This is a genomic window from Dethiosulfovibrio russensis (assembly GCF_021568855.1).
GTDB classification, from domain to species: domain Bacteria; phylum Synergistota; class Synergistia; order Synergistales; family Dethiosulfovibrionaceae; genus Dethiosulfovibrio; species Dethiosulfovibrio russensis.
Genome location: NZ_JAKGUG010000011.1, coordinates 49,496 through 66,944, shown reverse-complemented (window position 1 = coordinate 66,944; position 17,449 = coordinate 49,496). Strand labels below are relative to the sequence as shown.

At 55.1% G+C, this 17,449-nt stretch carries 17 protein-coding genes; 14 read left to right on the top strand and 3 right to left on the bottom strand.

The window, feature by feature from the left end:
- Positions 1-107: 107 nt before the first annotated feature.
- Positions 108-1,628 (bottom strand): putative basic amino acid antiporter YfcC, encoded by a 1,521-nt coding sequence (gene yfcC, locus L2W48_RS11290; protein ID WP_236099177.1) that lies wholly within the window; start codon positions 1,626-1,628, stop codon positions 108-110.
- Positions 1,629-1,797: 169 nt separating this feature from the next.
- Here yfcC and L2W48_RS11285 point away from each other — a divergent pair, with 169 nt between their 5' ends.
- The 4 genes from L2W48_RS11285 (at position 1,798) to L2W48_RS11270 (ending at position 5,742) form a co-directional block, all read left to right on the top strand.
- Positions 1,798-2,535: a GntR family transcriptional regulator gene (locus L2W48_RS11285; RefSeq protein WP_236099176.1), complete on the top strand. Its 738-nt coding sequence runs from the start codon at positions 1,798-1,800 to the stop codon at positions 2,533-2,535.
- Positions 2,536-3,708, top strand: a complete 1,173-nt coding sequence (gene iadA / locus L2W48_RS11280; RefSeq protein WP_236099175.1) for a beta-aspartyl-peptidase — start codon at positions 2,536-2,538, stop codon at positions 3,706-3,708.
- Between the two features lie 155 nt (positions 3,709-3,863).
- Complete coding sequence (locus tag L2W48_RS11275) at positions 3,864-5,000, top strand: AAA family ATPase (protein ID WP_236099174.1); 1,137 nt, start codon at positions 3,864-3,866, stop codon at positions 4,998-5,000.
- A 4-nt stretch (positions 5,001-5,004) separates the two neighbouring features.
- Positions 5,005-5,742 (top strand): hypothetical protein, encoded by a 738-nt coding sequence (locus L2W48_RS11270; protein WP_236099173.1) that lies wholly within the window; start codon positions 5,005-5,007, stop codon positions 5,740-5,742.
- Between the two features lie 185 nt (positions 5,743-5,927).
- Here the strand turns inward: L2W48_RS11270 and L2W48_RS11265 are convergent, their stop codons facing one another.
- Entirely contained in the window at positions 5,928-7,142 is a 1,215-nt protein-coding gene (locus L2W48_RS11265) for a dicarboxylate/amino acid:cation symporter (protein ID WP_236099172.1), read from the bottom strand.
- A 270-nt stretch (positions 7,143-7,412) separates the two neighbouring features.
- Here L2W48_RS11265 and L2W48_RS11260 point away from each other — a divergent pair, with 270 nt between their 5' ends.
- Together L2W48_RS11260 and L2W48_RS11255 are read left to right on the top strand one after the other, a co-directional pair.
- Complete coding sequence (locus L2W48_RS11260; RefSeq protein WP_236099171.1) at positions 7,413-7,568, top strand: hypothetical protein; 156 nt, start codon at positions 7,413-7,415, stop codon at positions 7,566-7,568.
- A gap of 80 nt (positions 7,569-7,648) precedes the next feature.
- The gene (locus L2W48_RS11255) at positions 7,649-9,148 is read left to right on the top strand and encodes a right-handed parallel beta-helix repeat-containing protein (RefSeq protein ID WP_236099170.1); all 1,500 of its coding nucleotides are present in this window, start codon (positions 7,649-7,651) and stop codon (positions 9,146-9,148) included.
- A gap of 126 nt (positions 9,149-9,274) precedes the next feature.
- Here L2W48_RS11255 and L2W48_RS11250 read toward each other — a convergent pair whose 3' ends face one another.
- Complete coding sequence (locus tag L2W48_RS11250) at positions 9,275-10,591, bottom strand: Na+/H+ antiporter NhaC family protein (protein WP_236099169.1); 1,317 nt, start codon at positions 10,589-10,591, stop codon at positions 9,275-9,277.
- 77 nt (positions 10,592-10,668) lie between these two features.
- On the opposite strand from L2W48_RS11250, the gene L2W48_RS11245 reads away from it, so the two are divergent.
- From L2W48_RS11245 to L2W48_RS11210, 8 genes are all read left to right on the top strand, one after another.
- Positions 10,669-11,178, top strand: a complete 510-nt coding sequence (locus L2W48_RS11245; RefSeq protein WP_236099168.1) for a free L-methionine (R)-S-oxide reductase MsrC — start codon at positions 10,669-10,671, stop codon at positions 11,176-11,178.
- A 45-nt stretch (positions 11,179-11,223) separates the two neighbouring features.
- Entirely contained in the window at positions 11,224-11,718 is a 495-nt protein-coding gene (locus tag L2W48_RS11240; protein WP_236099167.1) for an NfeD family protein, read from the top strand.
- Positions 11,719-11,726: 8 nt separating this feature from the next.
- Positions 11,727-12,686 carry an SPFH domain-containing protein gene (locus L2W48_RS11235; protein WP_236099166.1) on the top strand — a complete coding sequence of 320 codons (960 nt, stop codon included), beginning with the start codon at positions 11,727-11,729 and terminating at the stop codon, positions 12,684-12,686.
- A gap of 312 nt (positions 12,687-12,998) precedes the next feature.
- Entirely contained in the window at positions 12,999-14,471 is a 1,473-nt protein-coding gene (locus tag L2W48_RS11230; RefSeq protein ID WP_236099165.1) for an anthranilate synthase component I family protein, read from the top strand.
- Entirely contained in the window at positions 14,468-15,079 is a 612-nt protein-coding gene (locus tag L2W48_RS11225; RefSeq protein ID WP_236099164.1) for an anthranilate synthase component II, read from the top strand. Before L2W48_RS11230 ends, L2W48_RS11225 begins: the two co-directional genes overlap by 4 nt.
- Positions 15,060-16,085: an anthranilate phosphoribosyltransferase gene (gene trpD, locus L2W48_RS11220; protein ID WP_236099163.1), complete on the top strand. Its 1,026-nt coding sequence runs from the start codon at positions 15,060-15,062 to the stop codon at positions 16,083-16,085. The genes L2W48_RS11225 and trpD overlap by 20 nt, the downstream gene beginning before the upstream one ends.
- Positions 16,082-16,828 (top strand): indole-3-glycerol phosphate synthase TrpC, encoded by a 747-nt coding sequence (locus L2W48_RS11215; protein WP_236099162.1) that lies wholly within the window; start codon positions 16,082-16,084, stop codon positions 16,826-16,828. Before trpD ends, L2W48_RS11215 begins: the two co-directional genes overlap by 4 nt.
- Positions 16,825-17,448 carry a phosphoribosylanthranilate isomerase gene (locus L2W48_RS11210; RefSeq protein WP_236099161.1) on the top strand — a complete coding sequence of 208 codons (624 nt, stop codon included), beginning with the start codon at positions 16,825-16,827 and terminating at the stop codon, positions 17,446-17,448. Before L2W48_RS11215 ends, L2W48_RS11210 begins: the two co-directional genes overlap by 4 nt.
- Position 17,449 lies beyond the last annotated feature (1 nt).

The following is a 17,449-nucleotide window of genomic DNA, read 5'->3' as shown; positions in this document are numbered from 1 at the left end:
TTTATGGTGTGTCATTGGTAATGTCATATTGACAGCATAGATTGCATACTGTGTCCTCTCCCTATAAATTGATTTCAGGGAGGATCGCCTCATATATTCGAGTTGTCCTAGTTTAAACCGGTCAAGACGGCCCCGACCACTACCAGAGAGGCCAGGACGAACAAAATAGCCTGGAACTTGATCTGAAACCTGGCCCAGGTTCCCCAATCGATCCTGGCGGCACCTAAGCAGGCTATGAGACAGCCCGAGGTTGGAACTATCAGGTTGGTGAAGCCGTCGCCTAGCTGGAAGGCCAATACCGCAACCTGTCTGGTGACTCCGGCCAGATCCGACAGAGGGGCCATAAGAGGCATGGTCAAGGCTGCCTGGCCCGAACCGGAGACGACGAAAAAGTTGAATACGGATTGGAAAAGATACATAAGCCATCCCGATACCGCCGTGTTGAACGAGCTTATGGCGTTTCCGGCCGAGTTCAGTATAGTATTTAGAACCGTCGGATCCGTCGGTGTATCTCCTCCCAGAACTAGGACTATCCCCTTCGCCATGCCCACGACCATGGCGGCTCCCAGAAGGTCTTTGGCTCCCTCTCTGAAGCTGACCGCGATATCGTTTACCCCCATGTCGTTAAGTTTGAACAGAGCCCCTATAATCCCCGAGACCAGTCCGACCACGAAAAACTGTGTGGCTATCTCCGGAATGTAGTAGCCGTTGGTCATGACTCCCCATATCACCCAGGCTATTCCTGCAAAAAGGGCCAGTACCACCAGCATATGTCCCAGGCCGAAATGGCTCTCGACCTCCTTGCCTTTTTCCACGTTTTCCCGGAAATACGAGTCTGTCTCGTAGCAGAGAGACGACGTCGGATCTGCCTTGACCTTCTCTGCGTACCTCATGGTGTAGAATATTCCCACCAGGGTGAAGCCTGCCCACATGGCCATGCGGAACCCCGCTCCGGAGAGCACCGGAATGCCGGAGATCCCCTGGGCTATGGCGACGCTGAAGGGATTCATCCATGAGGTGGCGAAGCCTATCTGGGTGGCAACGTAGGTTATCATCACAGCGGTGATGGCGTCGTATCCCAGAGCCACGCAGACGGGAGCCAGTATCAGGACGAAGGGAATGGCCTCCTCTCCCATACCGAAGATGGCTCCTCCCAGAGAGAAGAGGACGAACATGACCGGGATGATCGCCCTCTCCATGCCCTTGAACTTGCTCAAGACGTGGAGAATTCCAGCTTCGACCGCCCCGGTCCTTATTATTATTCCGAAAGCTCCACCTATGACCAGGATAAAAGCCATCACTCCGACGGCAGATCCCCACTTGCTTCCGGAGACGAAACCCTCGAACACGTAGTTGAGAAGCCCGACCTCGCCGTAGGGCTCGAAAACGGCCACCCCTTTCTTTACCGGGTTGCCCTGCTCGTCCCTCTGAAGCTCGAAACTGTCGGCGACCAGAACCTCTCTCGTCTTGGTCGCTCCGTCCATCTCGTAGGTTATCTCCTGGGTCTTGTAGGTTCCCACCGGGACGGTGTAGGTAAGGACCGCGGCGAGAAGGACTACGAAAAAGATGATGACATAAGTATCCGGCAACCTCATGGTCTTGCGTGAAGGGTCTTTCTTGGACGACATATACTGTTCAACTCCTGTCATTTAAAGATGCCCCTTTTGAATTAGGGGCTTGTCTCTTTGAATATTGATACGATATTGACATTATGTCGACATAATGTACCATATGAGTACAACATATCACAGTAGCAGTCTCGTTGTCCACCCCAAAGACGAGGAAGGAGTGAAATGTATGATTTGGCCATCCGCCAGTGACGGGGACTTCTCTACGTCTTCCCAGGCAGTGTTGGACTACATTTTGGATCGGATAGAGGACCTGAGGCTCATGCCGGGAGAACCTATTTACGAGACCGCCCTGGCGTCGGAATTGAATATGGGGCGGACAGGGATCAGGCAAGCCCTCACCTTCCTGGTGGGAACCGGCTTTCTGGAGAGCGAATCGGGGAAAAGGGGATATCGTATTCCCGCTCTTTCCGCCCAGGACATGGAGGACGTCTTCTTCATGAGAGCTCTGCTGGAGGGAGAGGCGGCGTCTCTGGCGGCCCGTAAAGCCACCCTGGACGACGTGGCCTATCTGAGGGAGCTCAACGAAAAAGAGGAGTCCTTCGCTCTGTCGGACCTTCCGAGAGAGTATCGAACGATAAACCTGGAATTTCACTGTTCGATAGTGAGGATAGCCGGGAATAGCTATCTCGAGAGGGCCTTCCATCCTATATTCTGGCGCTCTCGTCTATACATAATGTATGTAGGCAGCTTTCAGCCTCTCAAGGCTCCGGCGGACAGCGGACAGACTAACACCCCGATGGAACACAGGAAAATAATCGACGCCATAGAGAACAGGGATCAGGAAAAAGCCAGATCCTCCGCCCTCGACCATATCAGGGATACCAGGGCTTTCAGGCTTTCTCTGGACGGAGATAGGGCGGCCAGGGTTCTCTCAGGCAGGATACGAGCAGAGGAGATCGATTAGTTGTTTACTCTTATAAAAAACGTTGAACTGTATTGCCCCAACAAGCTGGGCGTAGGCGACATTCTGATGGCTGGAGGCAAGATCGTCTGGGTGGGAAACTCCTTTCCCGGAAGAGATCTGCCCAATATGGACGTGATCGACGGAACCGGCAAGATAGCGGTTCCCGGATTCGTGGACGGTCACGTTCATATAGCCGGAGGAGGCGGAGAAGGGGGGTTCTCATCCAGAACTCCCGAGGCGGCTCTTTCGGATCTGACAGAGGCCGGGGTGACCTCGGTCGTAGGGGTTTTGGGAACCGACTCCACCTGTAGATATCCCGGAGAGCTTCTCGCCAAGGCCAGATCCCTGAGGGAAGAGGGGATTTCAGCATGGGCTTTGACCGGATCCTACGAGATCCCGGTAAAAACTCTCATGGGCTCGGTTAAGGACGATCTGATACTGATAGACCTGTTCGTAGGGGTAGGGGAGGTGGCCATCTCGGATCACCGTTCGTCTCAGCCAACCTTCGAGGAGCTCTCCAAATTGGCTGCCTCGGCCCATGTGGGCGGAATGATAGGAGGCAAGTCGGGGGTCATAAACGTCCATATGGGAGACGGTCCGGCATTGCTATCCCCCATAAGGAAGGTGGTGGAGACCACCGAGCTGGGGCTGGGGCAGTTCCTTCCGACCCACGTCAACAGAAACCCCGATCTTTTCGAGGACGCCATAGAATACGGGCTTTCCGGCGGACAGGTGGATCTCACGACCAGCACCACCCCACAGTTTCTGGAGGAGGGCGAGGTCAAGTGCAGCCAAGGGCTTAAGAGGCTGCTGGACTCGGGGGTTCCGGCGGAGCGGATAAGCTTCAGTTCCGACGGTCAGGGAAGCCTTCCCTTTTTCGACTCCGACGGCGCATTCACCGGCCTGTCCATCGGGACGTCAAGATCGCTTCTGCCCGAGGTCAGGGACTCGGTGCTACAGGAGGGCATACCTCTCGAGACAGCCGTTCAGGTGATAACCTCCACTCCCGCCTCGATCTACAGATTGCCCGGCAAGGGAAGAATAGCCGAGGGGAACGACGGAGACGTCGTCCTGCTGAACCGAGACGATCTCTCGGTGGACTCGGTGTTCGCCATGGGACGGAAGATGGTCCAGGCCGGAAAGGCCGTGGTCAAGGGGAAGTTCGAGAGGTAAATCGATAAGAAAAGCGAATAAAAGGAGGATCGCCTTTTTAAGGCGATCCTCCTTGTGTTTGGAATGAGGCCAGCTAGGCCTCTCTATCGATTTTTTGCTGTAGAATGAAATAAGCACGATTGCAGGTGATGTCTCATAGAAACGAGGTTCTTTAGATGATAAAAAGTATATCAATAAAGAAATTTAAGAGTCTAGTCGACATGGAACTTGAGTTGAGCGATTTTACATGTCTGATCGGCTTAAACGGATCGGGAAAATCCACGGTGCTTCAGGCCATCGATTTTATCGGCCAGATGATGAGGGGCAAACTTTCTGATTGGGCTAGGTCGCGACGTTGGAACTGGAAGGACATTCCTTCTCGGTTGGGTCAGAGGGCCCTAGCAAGGGTTATTTCCTTTAAGGTAACGGCAGAGGTTGAGGCTGGAATAACAATAGTCTGGGACTGCCAGTTTAACTGTGCAGAGACGTTTCTTCGTTGTACTAAAGAGTCGGTGAAGAGCGATAGCGGTGACGTTTTCATGGAGGTTAAGGACGGTCATTACCGAATAGGGTCTGGCTCACTTCGCCGCATCGAATTTGATTATCAGGGGTCGATCCTCTCTCAGCTAAAAGACTCCTCCTTGGATGAACAGCCCGAACTCTTGGAGCTTAAAAGACTTATAGGATCGATCAAGTCCATGGACTTGCTCTCGCCTCCTCAGATGCGTGAAAGGGCCCGATCTGTGGAGGAGGTTGGACCTGGAGGAGAGGGCCTATCGGCTTTTATCGACGGTATGATCGAGAAAGAGAGAAGGGAGCTCGTCGATGCCCTGCGGGAGATATATCCTCACCTAATGGATATAGAGACAAAATCCCTACGTAGTGGCTGGAAGGAGTTGAAGTTTAAAGAAAGATACGAGGAAGAGCTAGTTACAGAGGCCCATCACATGAACGATGGAACCCTTCGTCTAGCCACTATCTTCGCCCTTTTGGCCCGAGGTGACAGGATACTTCTGTTCGACGAGATTGAAAACGGTATAAACCCAGAGGTGATGGAAAGGCTAGTACAGCGGATGGTAGAGTCTCATCGTCAGGTTATAGTGACGACCCACAGCCCTATGATATTGAATTATCTGAGCGATGAGGTTGCCGAACGCTCGGTGATACTGCTTTATAAAAACCGTGATGGACACACCAAATCGACCCGCTTTTTCGGTCTTCCCGATGTGAAGAAAAAACTCACCTTGCTCGGCCCTGGCGAGGTCTTTCTAGATTCGGACTTAAGAGAGCCTATAGAGATTCGGGAGAGCTAGGTGGATGTTATTCCTTCTGAGCGGGGAGGGACCAAGCGATATGGGAAGCTGTTCCTCCGGCGAGCGATTTTGCGGTCTGGGAAAAGATGACTTTAGACCGGGACCGATGGCTTTGTTTGTGGATAAACTGGCTGATATTATCCTGAATTACTCTCCCTTAGAAACATATATTATGGCCTACGTCTCCGAAAAGGGGCTTGGGGATCTAAAAGAAAAAGGACGTAAGATATTCCTTTCGGGATCGAAAGCTGGTAAAGGCAACGCCTATTTTCGAAAAAACGCCTTTCTGCTAGGACGATATGCACTTGAAATGAAGGAGGATCAGGGCCAATCGGTCGTGGCGATCCTTTTCAGGGATTGCGATGGAACCAGATCCTCTCCTAGATCGGAGTGGGACGACAAACGAAAGTCCATAGTTTCAGGATTCAAACTAGCTGGTCTACGGACGGGGGTTGCCATGGTCCCCAAGACAAAATCCGAGTGCTGGTTACTCTGCGCTGTCCAGGAGGGGCAGAGCTATCGTGATTGTGCTAGATTTGAGGAGCTTTCGGGCAACGATTCGAGCGAGAAGGGAGCGCCTAAAAAGGTTTTGCGGGAAGCTTTAGGTGAAGAGGGCACGTCGGAACTTTTGAATGATCTGATCCGAAACGGGACGATAGATCCCATTCGAATAGACATGCCGAGTTTCAACGCCTTCAAGGAAGATTTTGAGGAAGCGATCAGGATTGCGATGAAAGAGTAACTTACTATCACAACGTCTACAGTGCCGTTCCGAAATAGAAGGCAAGGGAAGTGATTCTGATGCTCAAGGCAAAGTCTATCTTGGCACATAGTGGTTGTGAAGAAACCTGATAAGAAACGGATGAAACGAGGATCGCCTTTTTAAGGCGATCCTCCTTGTGTTTGTGCCCGCTCTATCGAGAGAATCTACGCCGAGGGAGCCAGTTCCTCGTTTTTCATCTTCTTTTTCCTCGCGTTGCCGTCGGAATCGTAAAACAGTCCCCGTAGCATCAAAGCCAGGGCGCCGTCTCCCAGAATGTTGCAGGCCGTGCCGAAGCTGTCCTGCAAGGCGAAGATCCCCAGCAACAGCCCGACTCCGTCGGCGTCGAATCCCAGCACCGATTGGACTATGGCCAGCGACGCCATGACCGTGCCGCCCGGAACTCCGGGGGCGCCTACGGCGAAGATACCGAAAAGAAATATAAACAGGATCAAGGTCTCGGGAGTCGGCATTGTTCCGTATAGCATCTTGGATATGGTCATGCAGAAAAAAGTCTCGGTGAGCACGGATCCGCAAAGATGGACGGTGCTCCCCAGAGGTATGGCGAAGTCCGTCACCTCCTGTGGCAGAACCTTGGATTTTCTGGCGCAGGACAAAGTCACGGGCAAGGTCGCAGCGCTGGACATGGTCCCTACGGCGGTCAGATATACCGGTCCGTAATGTTTGACGACCTCCCAGGGGTTTTTGCGAGAGACCATTCCCGATAGGGTGTAGAGAAAAAAAAGCCATATGAAATGTCCCAGGAGGACTATGAGTATAACCTTGAAAAAGACGGGGAACTGCTGGGTAAGCCTTCCGGTATAGGCCATCTGGGCGAAAGTGGCGGCGACGAAAAAGGGAAGCAACGGTATTACGATCTTCTTGACGATAGATAGAACCATCGATTGAAATTCGTAGAGGATCTTTTCGATGTTTTTAGCGTCGCCCCATATTGTAGCCACTCCGGTAAGAATGGCAAGGACAAGTGCGGTCATTACTGGCATTATGGGGGGTATGTCTATCGAGAAAATTGCCTTGGGCAGAACCTTGAGCCCCTCTATCTGGGTGGGGATGTCTAGATGGGGAATTATGGAATATCCGGCAATGGCCGCGAAAGCCGCCGCTCCCACGGCGGATAGATAGGCCATGGTCAACATGGTGCCCAACATGGCGCTGGCTTTTTCCTTAAGAGATGTTATGGCGGGAGCTATGAATCCGAAGATGACCAGAGGGATGGTGAAGAAGATTATCTGTGCCAACAGCCCTCTGATTGCCACCACGGTTTTCATCGTTTTTTCTCCAGCATGTAGGCCGAAAAAAGCCCCTATACCTATAGCGGCCATAAGGACCACTATTAGAGTTACACCGCCATTTTTCTTCACCTGTCACACGCTCCTTTTGGAGAAAGATAAGAGTTGATTTTTTTACAAAACACATAGTTTGCAACTAATAATTATAATGTTTATTTCTTTATGGTCAAGATCTGACTGATATGGTTTTGTTCTCTCTATATATATCGGCGAGGTGACGAGGGATAGATCGGCGTCATTCTTTTCTTGACGTTGACACGGTGTAAAGGTGTATCCTTAATGCATGAACATGTATAAGGTGAAGACTTTGTAGAAATCTATACTCGAAAGGAGAGAGAAATCGTGAAAGACAAGGCTCAGGAAGATCGCAAGGACTTGGACAAAGAGGCTTTGTTGAAGAAAAAGAAGGAAGAGAATCCCGACGAGCTGGAGGATTCGACCCTGGAGAATCTCTCCGGAGGCGAAGGGATGAACATGGGAGATATCATCAGTTCTTGAGAGGTGAGATCGGGGAAAGGAGTCTCTTCATGTGTAAAATGCACGTAAAAAAGATCTGTTTTTACCGGATCTTATATACCTTGTTCCTCCTGGGATTGGTCTGTTTTGGAGACGTCGCCGGGGCCGCTTCCCTGATCGTCACCAGCGGTGCGGACGATGGTTCCCCGGGCACGCTGCGCTACGCAGTGGAAAAGGCCTCTTCGGGACAAACCATTTCCATCGAGGTGGATACGGTAACCCTCACGACGTCCCTTTCTATCTCTAAATCCCTCACTCTACAGGGAAACCCCACCACAATCTATCAAGCGGGTACGCAAAAAGGAATTATCCTCTCCTGCAAGAATAGCATTTGGAAATTCTATGACCTTGTCATCACCACGGATGGTTCGAGTTCCGACAATCCAGGGCTTAGCAACCGTGGGCATCTTTACCTAAACGACTGCACCGTCACGAATTGCATCGGAAGCGGGGGCATACACAATATGAGGAAGCTCACCATGCGCAACTGCACCGTGAGCGGCAACACCCTCTCCCCTCTCTATAGGGGGGATGCTGCGGGAATCGATAATGAGTACCCCGGAATTCTCACCATGCACGACTGCCTGGTGGAGAATAATATCAACTCCAAAAGCACCTCCAGCAGCGGCGGGGGCATTGCCAACGACTACATTCTTTTCATGTACGGATGTACCTTGAGGAACAATTCCAGCACCTACGGAGGAGGAATGCGGCTCTCCTCCTCCAGCCAGACCGTTATCGCCCAGGAGTGCGTTCTCCAGGACAATACCCCCGATCAGATTTCCGGAAGCGATGGGTATACCCTTGTGGACGACGGCACCTGCACCATCGGCACATCCCCCGGAAGAAGCTCCGTGGCCCTAGCGGGAATGGCTTCTAACTCCTCTCCGGAACCCCGCTCCACCGCGGGAGAGGCCGACGTGATCGTCGTCGAGAAGGATCTGGGTAATTCGGACAGCACCCTGTATGGAGAGGTGCGAGAGGCTCTGTCTGGAGATATCAGTGGAATCTCCGGCGACCTCGCCGTTTCTTTGGAGGGCATGAACGCCTCTCTCTACAACGCCTTCGCCTATGAAAACGTTCCTCTAGAGGACGTTTTGGGAAACGGAGAGTTGGAGATAGAGTTCACCGCCTCTTGGCCGCGATACGTCCGCTACTACGCCGCCTTCGCTCTGGCGAAAGAGGATGGGACAGGCACCGAGGACGTGAAAAACCTGACGCCGGAGGGCTACGTTCTTCCCGAGCGGGGAATCCAGTTCGAGATCCGGCCCGGTCAGACTCTTCCGGAAGGGGTGAACCCTCCCGATTTCTACGAGACCGGAGAGGGGCTTCGGACCTGGCGAAACACCGTGGAGGACAACGGATCCTTCGACCTCAACCCCGATAACGGCGTGGTAACCTTCCGGGTCTGCTCGATCCGGGCGGAGGCGGAAACTCCCACACCCAAAGGCGGCGGAACCGGAGGCTGCGATGTCGGAACCGGAACCGTTTCGGGTTTTTCCATGCTGTTGTTTTTGGGATTGCCTTTGATCATGAAGTTACGTAAAAATAGGTGGTTTTAGGTGTACACCTAAAACCACCTGATAACGTACAATATTTTCACAAGTTTAATTGAGATAAAGCTTTGCGGTAACCCTCGCAAGGATTATGTTTCCTGTAATTATATTGTACGGTACGATAACGACAGATCAAGATTCCGGCCCAATGCCTTTTTTTATTAACGTCCTTCCACCGATCAGCCCCCAAAGAGGTACTAAATACAGATAGCAGGCAGCCAGAATGCTCGTCGTCGGTGCGGATATGTACACCAGAGGCACCGCCGCCGCAGTGGTCCAGGGAATCAGAGGGGCGGTCAGGACAGCTGTGTCCTCCAGGTTCAGGGCGAATTGTTCTCGGTCGATCTTCAGGCCCCGGCATATCTGATGGGTAAGCATTATGGTCAAGGTCTGATTGCAGGCTATGACTCCGGAGACGACCGAGCCCAGAAGCATGGCACCGAAGGGAGATATCCTGTCGGCTAGGCCGTTGACCTGTCTCTTCAGCGAGTTCAACAGGCCGGTTTTCTCGAAGATTCCGGCGTAGGAGGAGGAGATGGAGACTATGGCCACCACCCTGACCATCGACAGAATGCCTCCACCGTCCATGAGGGCTGCAAGCTGCGTATCTGTCGCCCTATAGCCGTAGACCACGAGCCCGGGAAGAGATGAAAATTCCCGGGCTTGATACATAACGTAGATCGCGGTGGCGCAGAGGACGCTGGCTCCGATGGTGTATCTCACGTTGATCCGAAAAAACGACATTATCAGTATGATTACGGCAGGAAGCAGCGGTATCCAGCCGAGTTTGAAGCTTTTCTCAAAGACGGTCTGTATGGCTTTATCCGTAACAGGCTGGTGGGGCAGGAGGGCGCCTGCTACGGCATAGATCAGACAGGTTATCAGGAACGGGACCGCCGATGATCTCATCATGGCGCCGATATTTCTGTAGAGGTCCGTAGAGGTTATACCTGCGACGAGCAAGGCGCTCGTGGATACCGGCGAGCATCGGTCGCCGAAGTAGATTCCCGATAAAATCGCTCCTCCGGCGATCGCAGGGTTTATCCCCATGGAAAGGGCCATGGTCATGCATATGACTCCCATGGTTGCGGCTGCTCCGAAGGCGGTTCCGGTGAGAAACGATACCAGACAGTTGAGCAGAAAGGTCATCAGTACCATAAGAGAGGGCTTCACCAGTCTGGAGGAGTAGCTGACTATGGCCGGAATGGTGCCGGAAGCTCGCCACAGGGCCGTCAGCACGCCGATCAGGAGAAGGATCATGACGACGTTTCTGACGGTATAGAGCCCCTCGAGGGACATCTTAAGGATAGATCTCGTCGAGTAACCTCTGAGCCGTGCGTGTGTGAAAAATATGCAGTATCCCGTCGAAAGAGCCAGTAGAATGGAGATGTCCAGGGCGATGCAGGTCGTAAGGGCTATAATGAAGAGCAACAGGGTTATAATGTCCATGTTATGACCGCCGATTCTGTAGGGTTTGTCCGTTGAGCTTCAGCTAGCTTAGCACAGTAAAAGAGGAGTGTTTGTCTATGTCCAAGGAAATTCTCAAGATAGAGACGGAAACGTCGGAGCAGCTCTACAATTACGTAAACGCCAAACTTCTCGGCTTGATCTGCGAAGAGCCCGATCCCCTGGCAAATCTGGCCAACGCCGCGGCGTTGCTCTATCTGCTTCTGGACGATCTGAACTGGGCGGGGTTCTATCTGATGAGAGAAAAGGAAAACGCCCTGGTTCTGGGGCCATTTCAGGGGAAACCGGCCTGTACCCGCATTCCTTTGGACAAAGGCGTCTGCGGTGCGGCGGCCCGAACCGGAGAAATTCAGATCGTGCCGGACGTGGAGCTTTTCCCCGGGCATATCGCCTGCGACGGGGCATCCGCCTCGGAGATCGTCCTTCCTCTGATACGGGAAGGCCGGGTATTGGGGGTTCTGGATCTGGACAGTCCTCTCCGGAAACGTTTTTCATCGGAGGATGGGGAAGGGCTTTCAAAATTCGTGGAGACCCTGCATAAGTATGTGGCCTGGGACGATCTTTTTTGATGTGAGGGCTATCGATTTTCGTGTAAAGAGAGGAGCGGTGAAGATATGGCGTTTTTGTCACTCTGGCAGTTTTGGGCCGTTCTGGCGATAGTGCTTCTAATAGGAGAGATAGCCTCTCCCGGGTTCGTGCTGGGATGCTTCGCCCTGGCCTGTCTTCCTCCTTTGGCGTTGGGGCTGGTATGGCCGTCCGTAGCGGGGGCGTCTCTTGACGGCCGCCTGGCGTTGGCGGTCTTCGCACTGTCATCTTTGGCCGGACTGTGGCTGATCCGTCCGTCGGTGGTACGCCATCTCTACGGGGCCAAGGAGCGAAAGTCGGACGTGGACGGCATGGTCGGCTCTCTGGGGGTGGTAGTCAAGGCCATCCCGTCCGGAGAGACCGGCGGAGGATACGTCAAGCTCAGAGGATCCCAGTGGTGGGCCTTTCATGTGGACGGACGTTCCGTTCCCGAGGGGACGGAGGTGGAGGTCGTTCGGGTTTCAGGGGCCAAGGTGATGGTGCGGGAGTCCGGAAGGGCTTCCGAAGAAGACGAGCGGAGGTGACCTTTGGTATGCAGGAGATAATATGGGTGATTCAGGATTCCATGGACTTTGCGGTTTTGGTTTTCTTCGCCTTTTTCGCGGTGGTGATCCTCCTATCGGGGATAAAGATAGTTCCTCAGGCCCACAGGGTCGTGGTGGAGCGTCTCGGCAAGTTTCATCGCGTCCTTTCGCCGGGGGTCAACTTTATCTTTCCCGTGCTGGATCGTCCCAAGGCGACGGAGTGGGTTTTCAGAAGAGGTTTACGCAAGACGTCCAGTCTGGATATGAGAGAGCAGATCCTGGACTTTCCCAAGCAGAACATAATCTCTAGAGACAACGTGGTCATGGAGATCAACGCCATGCTGTATTTTCAGATCAGCGACCCCTTCAAGGCCATCTACGAGATAGCTAACCTGCCTATGGCCCTGGAGAAGCTTACCCAGACCTCTCTCAGAAGCGTAATGGGCGAGATGGAGCTGGACGAGATTTTCAGTAAAAGGTCCGAGATAAACGAGAGCCTCAGGAGCACTCTCGACGAGGCCAGCGACGTCTGGGGAGTGAAGGTTACCAGGGTTGAGATCCAGGACGTAAATCCTCCCGAGTCGGTACAGACCGCCATGCAGCGCCAGATGGAGGCGGAGAGAACCAGACGGGCCGTTGTAACCGAGGCCAATGGACAGAGGGACGCCGAGGTTAACCGAGCCGAGGGAAAGAAACGGGCTATCGAGCTCGAGGCAGAGGGAATGGCCAACGCCAGGATAAGACTTGCCGAGGCGGAGGCGGAGGCTCTGTCAAAGATCTCCGAGGCCCTGATGGCCCACGCCGGAAGCAAGGATCCGACATCCTATCTGGTTGCCCTGAAATATCTGGAGTCCCTGAAGGAGATGTCCGCCGGAGACAAGACCAAGATGGTCTACCTGCCGTACGAAGCGTCGTCCATACTGAGTTCCGTAGGGGCCATGAAGGAACTGTTTAAAGAGCGGGCGTGATACGTTCTTTAAAGATTTCCCTTGACACCCTCTCGTTCGGAGTATAAACTACCCCACAATTACGAATCGACTGGAGCGATTATCATGAAACGAATTCTTTCAGGACAAAACTGGTGGTGGCAGACCTACTAGTCTGCCGCCATTGCCCATAGATAGCATCATTTTTTGACGAGAGGCATTGGAGGCGGATCCCCAAAGGGGATTCACTTTTGATGCCTCTCGCCGTATTTTCAGCAATAAAAAAGGGAGAGGCCCGCAGGGGACCTCTCCCTTTTTTATTATATTTTTTCATCAAAACGAAGGAGGTAGGGTATGAGCGCTTTCACGAAAGTCCCGAGTATAGAGGTCACGTCTGTCGACCTTTTCAGGTCCATGGCTGAAGAACACGATATGGTGCCGGTGGTCTGGCGAGGTCCCTCCGACGGGCTCGATCCGGCCGACCTTTTTCAGGGACTGAATCGGTCGGACCTTGGGGCCTTTCTATTGGAGAGCGGCGGTTCCGGGCGGTACTCCTTCGTGGGGGTCGAACCCGAGAGGGTCTTCTCCGTTGACGACGGCGGCGAGTCCCTCAGGTCCGATCTTGATTCCTATCTCGACGTAAGAAGGCCGAAGCTGGAGGGGTTCCCACCCTTCACCGGAGGGGTGGCGGGATACTTCGGCTACGGCATGGCCGAGGCCTGGGAGCCCCTGTTTCACGGAACGGATCGCCGCCTGAGAAAAGAGGACACGGCGAGGGCCGTTCTCATGGGTTTTACCTCGGTTGTGGCACTGGACCACGAGACCGACGAGCTCTTTCTGATCCGAAACGTACGCATCCCTTCCGGGGCTTCGGAAAAAGAGATCGAAGATCTGTATCGGTCGGCGGTCGAGTTTCTGGAAGACCTGGCGAAAACGATCGATACCGTCGTTCCGGCGGAACTCCCGACCGGTCCGGCAAAGGTGGACCCGATAGAGGCCGAGATGGACCGTAAAAATTTCATGGAGATGGTGGAGAAAGGCAAGGAGCACATAGTGGCCGGAGACGTCTGTCAGGTGGTGCTGTCGCAGGCCTTCTCCGCCGATACGGACCTCTCCTCCGACGAAATATATCGGGCGCTCCGTGAGGGAAACCCGTCGCCCTATCTTTTCAGGATGGAGTTCCCCGGACTGGAGCTGATAGGTTCCTCTCCGGAGGTACACGTGAAGCTGGAGGGAGGAAAGGCCCTTATCCGACCTCTGGCCGGGACCAGAAAGAGGGGCTCCTCGGAGGAGCGGGACCTTGAGCTGGAAGAGGAGCTTCGCACCGACGAGAAGGAGAGGGCCGAACACGTCATGCTGGTGGACCTTGCAAGAAACGATCTGGGACGAACCTGTTCCTTTGGCTCCGTGGAGGTCACCGAGCTTCTGGGGGTGGAGCGCTATTCCCAGGTGATGCACCTGGTATCGCAGGTGGAGGGTCGTATAAGGCACGACGAGACCGCTCTGGATCTGCTGGAGACGTCCTTTCCCGCCGGTACCGTTTCCGGCGCCCCGAAGATAAGGGCCATGGAGATCATAGAGGATCTCGAGCCCGCCCCGAGGGGGCCCTACGCCGGGGCGGTGGGATACGTCGGTTTCGACGGCGACATGGATACCTGCATAGCCATAAGAACGATGAGCAGACGGGGTAACAGGGTAACGGTCCAGGCCGGGGCGGGAATAGTCTACGACTCGGTTCCAGAGATGGAGTACATGGAGACGGAGAACAAGGCCAGAGCCTTGTTCAAGGCGTTGGAGAGAGCGGCGGAAAAGAGGTCGAAGAGATGATCTTGATGATAGACAACTACGATTCATTTACCTGGAACCTGGTCCAGATGCTTTCGTCCTTCGACCGGGTGGAGGTGGTCCGAAACTACGGGCCAACCGTGAGTGACCTGAAGGCCATGGCGCCGGACCGGCTAGTGATCTCTCCCGGCCCCGGAACGCCTTCGGAGGCGGGTATATCCAAGGACGCCATAGGGGCCTTCGCCGGAAAGATCCCGGTTCTGGGCGTATGTCTGGGCCATCAGGCCATGGCCGAGGTTTTCGGAGGAAAGGTGGTCCGGGCGGACGTTCCCTGCCACGGCAAGGTGTCGCCGGTGTTTCACCGGGGGGAGGGGATCTTCGAACAGCTTCCGTCGCCCTTCGGCGCCACCAGATACCACTCTCTGGTCGTCGAGGAGAGAACTCTTCCGCCGGAGATGAGGGTAACCGCCAGGACCGGCGACGGAACGATCATGGCGATGGAACACGAGAGGCACTCGCTTTACGGAGTCCAGTTCCATCCCGAGGCGGTGCTTACCGAGGCGGGAAGGCTGTTGTTGAAGAATTTCTGCGGACTGACGTCCGGCAAAAACGAGAGGAGATGTGACCGCTATGTTGAGAACTGCGCTTGAGACCTTACTCCGCAGGGAGAACCTGACGAAAGACGCTATGGAAGAGGCTATGGACGGAATCATGGACGGCAGGGCGTCGGAGGCTCAGGTCGCCGCCTTTCTCACCGGGCTGAGGGCCAAGGGCGAGACTGTGGAGGAGATCGCCGCCGCCGCCAAGGTCATGAGGGGCAAGGCCATGGCGGTGTCCGTTCCGAGGGCGCCTCTTCTGGACATAGTGGGAACCGGCGGAGACTGCACCGGAACCTTCAACATATCCACAGCCGCCGCCATAGTGGCCGCCTCCGCCGGGGTTGCCGTGGCAAAACACGGCAACAGGTCCGTTTCCAGCAGATGCGGCAGCGCCGACGTTCTGGAGGCCTTGGGGGTTCCCTTTTTGTCCTCTCCCGGCTCGGTGGCGGAATGCATCGACAGGACCGGCTTCGGCTTTTTATTCGCTCCGAACTTCCACAGCGCCATGAAAAACGTGGCCCCTATCAGAAAGGCCATGGGGGTTAGGACCATATTCAACGTCCTCGGTCCCCTCACCAACCCGGCCATGCCCGACCGGGAGCTCATGGGCGTCTTCTCGCCGGAGCTGGTGACTCCCATGGCGAAGGTCCTGGGATCCTTGGGGATGAAGAGGGCCATGGTGGTCCACGGCCACGGCGGAATGGACGAGCTGTCCCTTTCCGGACCAAACAGAGCCTGCCTTTTCGACGACGGCGAGATTGTAGAGATGGAGATAACCCCCGAGTCGGTGGGGCTCTCCTCCGCCCCGATCGGTTTCGCCGTCGGAGGAGACGCCCAGGTCAACCGGGAAATAGTCCTCTCGATACTGAAGGGAAAGGAGGGGCCGAAAAAAGACGTCGTCCTACTGAACTCCGGAGCGGCCCTTTTCGTGGCAGGTCGAGTGGAGTCGATCGCCGCGGGGGTCTCCATGGCGAAAGAGGTTATGGACTCGGGCCTGGCGGGTAAAAAGCTCGAAGAGATCGCCGAGACCGCCCGCTCTCTGGAGGGGGCGGCGTGATACTGGACCGCATAGTCGCCAGGAAGGCGGAGGAGGTGGCGGCCCTGACCGCTCCCAGAAAATCCCTCTTCGAGGCCCTGGCGGTTTCGGGAACGTCCGTCATAGGGGAGATAAAAAGAGGATCTCCCAGCAAGGGAGCCTTCGCCCCGGACGCCGATCTTCCGGCAAAGGTGGAGGCCTACGAGAGAGGCGGGGTCGCCGCACTGTCCATCCTGACCGACAGGGATTTCTTCCTGGGAGGCGAGGATGTGCTGTGCTCCCTCCGTCCCGGTACGGATCTGCCCATACTTCGGAAGGATTTTCTGATCCATCCGGTTCAACTGGAACAGAGCCGCCTTATAGGGGCCGACGCCGTGCTGCTCATAGCCGCCATACTTCCCGGAGACGGACTGAAGGAGATGATCTCTCAGACGGCGAAACTAGGCATGGAGCCTTTGGTGGAGGTCCACGACGAAAAAGAACTGCATCGGGCACTGGAGGCCGACGCGAAAATAGTGGGCATCAACAACAGGGATCTGAGGGACTTTTCCGTGGACCTCTCCGTCTCGGAGCGTCTTATCGGAGAGATGGTCCGCCTCGGTGCCAGAGACGGACGCGTAGTCGTTGCAGAGAGCGGCATAGGCTCCGGTGAGGACACGAAAAGGCTGAAGGCCTCCGGGGTGGACGCCGTTCTGGTGGGAGAGGCGCTTATGAGGTCCGACGACCCCGCCTCGATTGTCGTCGAGCTGAGGGGAGCGCCGTGAAGATCAAGATATGCGGCCTCACCCGTAGGGAGGACGTGGAGACGGCCCTTTCCCTGGGGGTGGACGCCCTGGGATTCATACTGGCGGACAGCCCGAGAAAAGTTTCCCTGGAGGACGTGTCGAGTCTCGTAGGGGGCCTGCCTCCCTTTTCCTCCACCGTCGCGGTGGTGGCGAACCCGTCCGAGTCGGAGCTTGAGGAGATAGTCTCCAGCCGCCTTTTCGACTGCGTCCAGTTTCACGGTTCCGAGAGCCCCGAGATCGTGGCTTCGGTGCCCATAAAGACGATCAAGGCCTTCGGCATAGCCTCGAAAGAGGACCTGGACGAGGCCCTGTCCTACGGCGGAGCGGACTGGCTTCTGCTGGACGGCAGGGTCGGTCGGGCCACCGGAGGAACGGGCCGTCCCTTCGACTGGAAGATGCTTCGAGGCAGGCAAATAGGCCGACCGTGGATACTGGCGGGAGGGCTCGGGCCGGACAACCTGGAAAAGGCGGTCCGGACCGCGATGCCTCCGACGGTGGATCTGAACAGCGCCCTGGAGACCGCCCCGGGAATAAAGGACGGAAAAAGGATGGCTCGGGCGGTCGAGATCGTCAGGGTCCTTGAGGGAGAGGAGCTGTAAT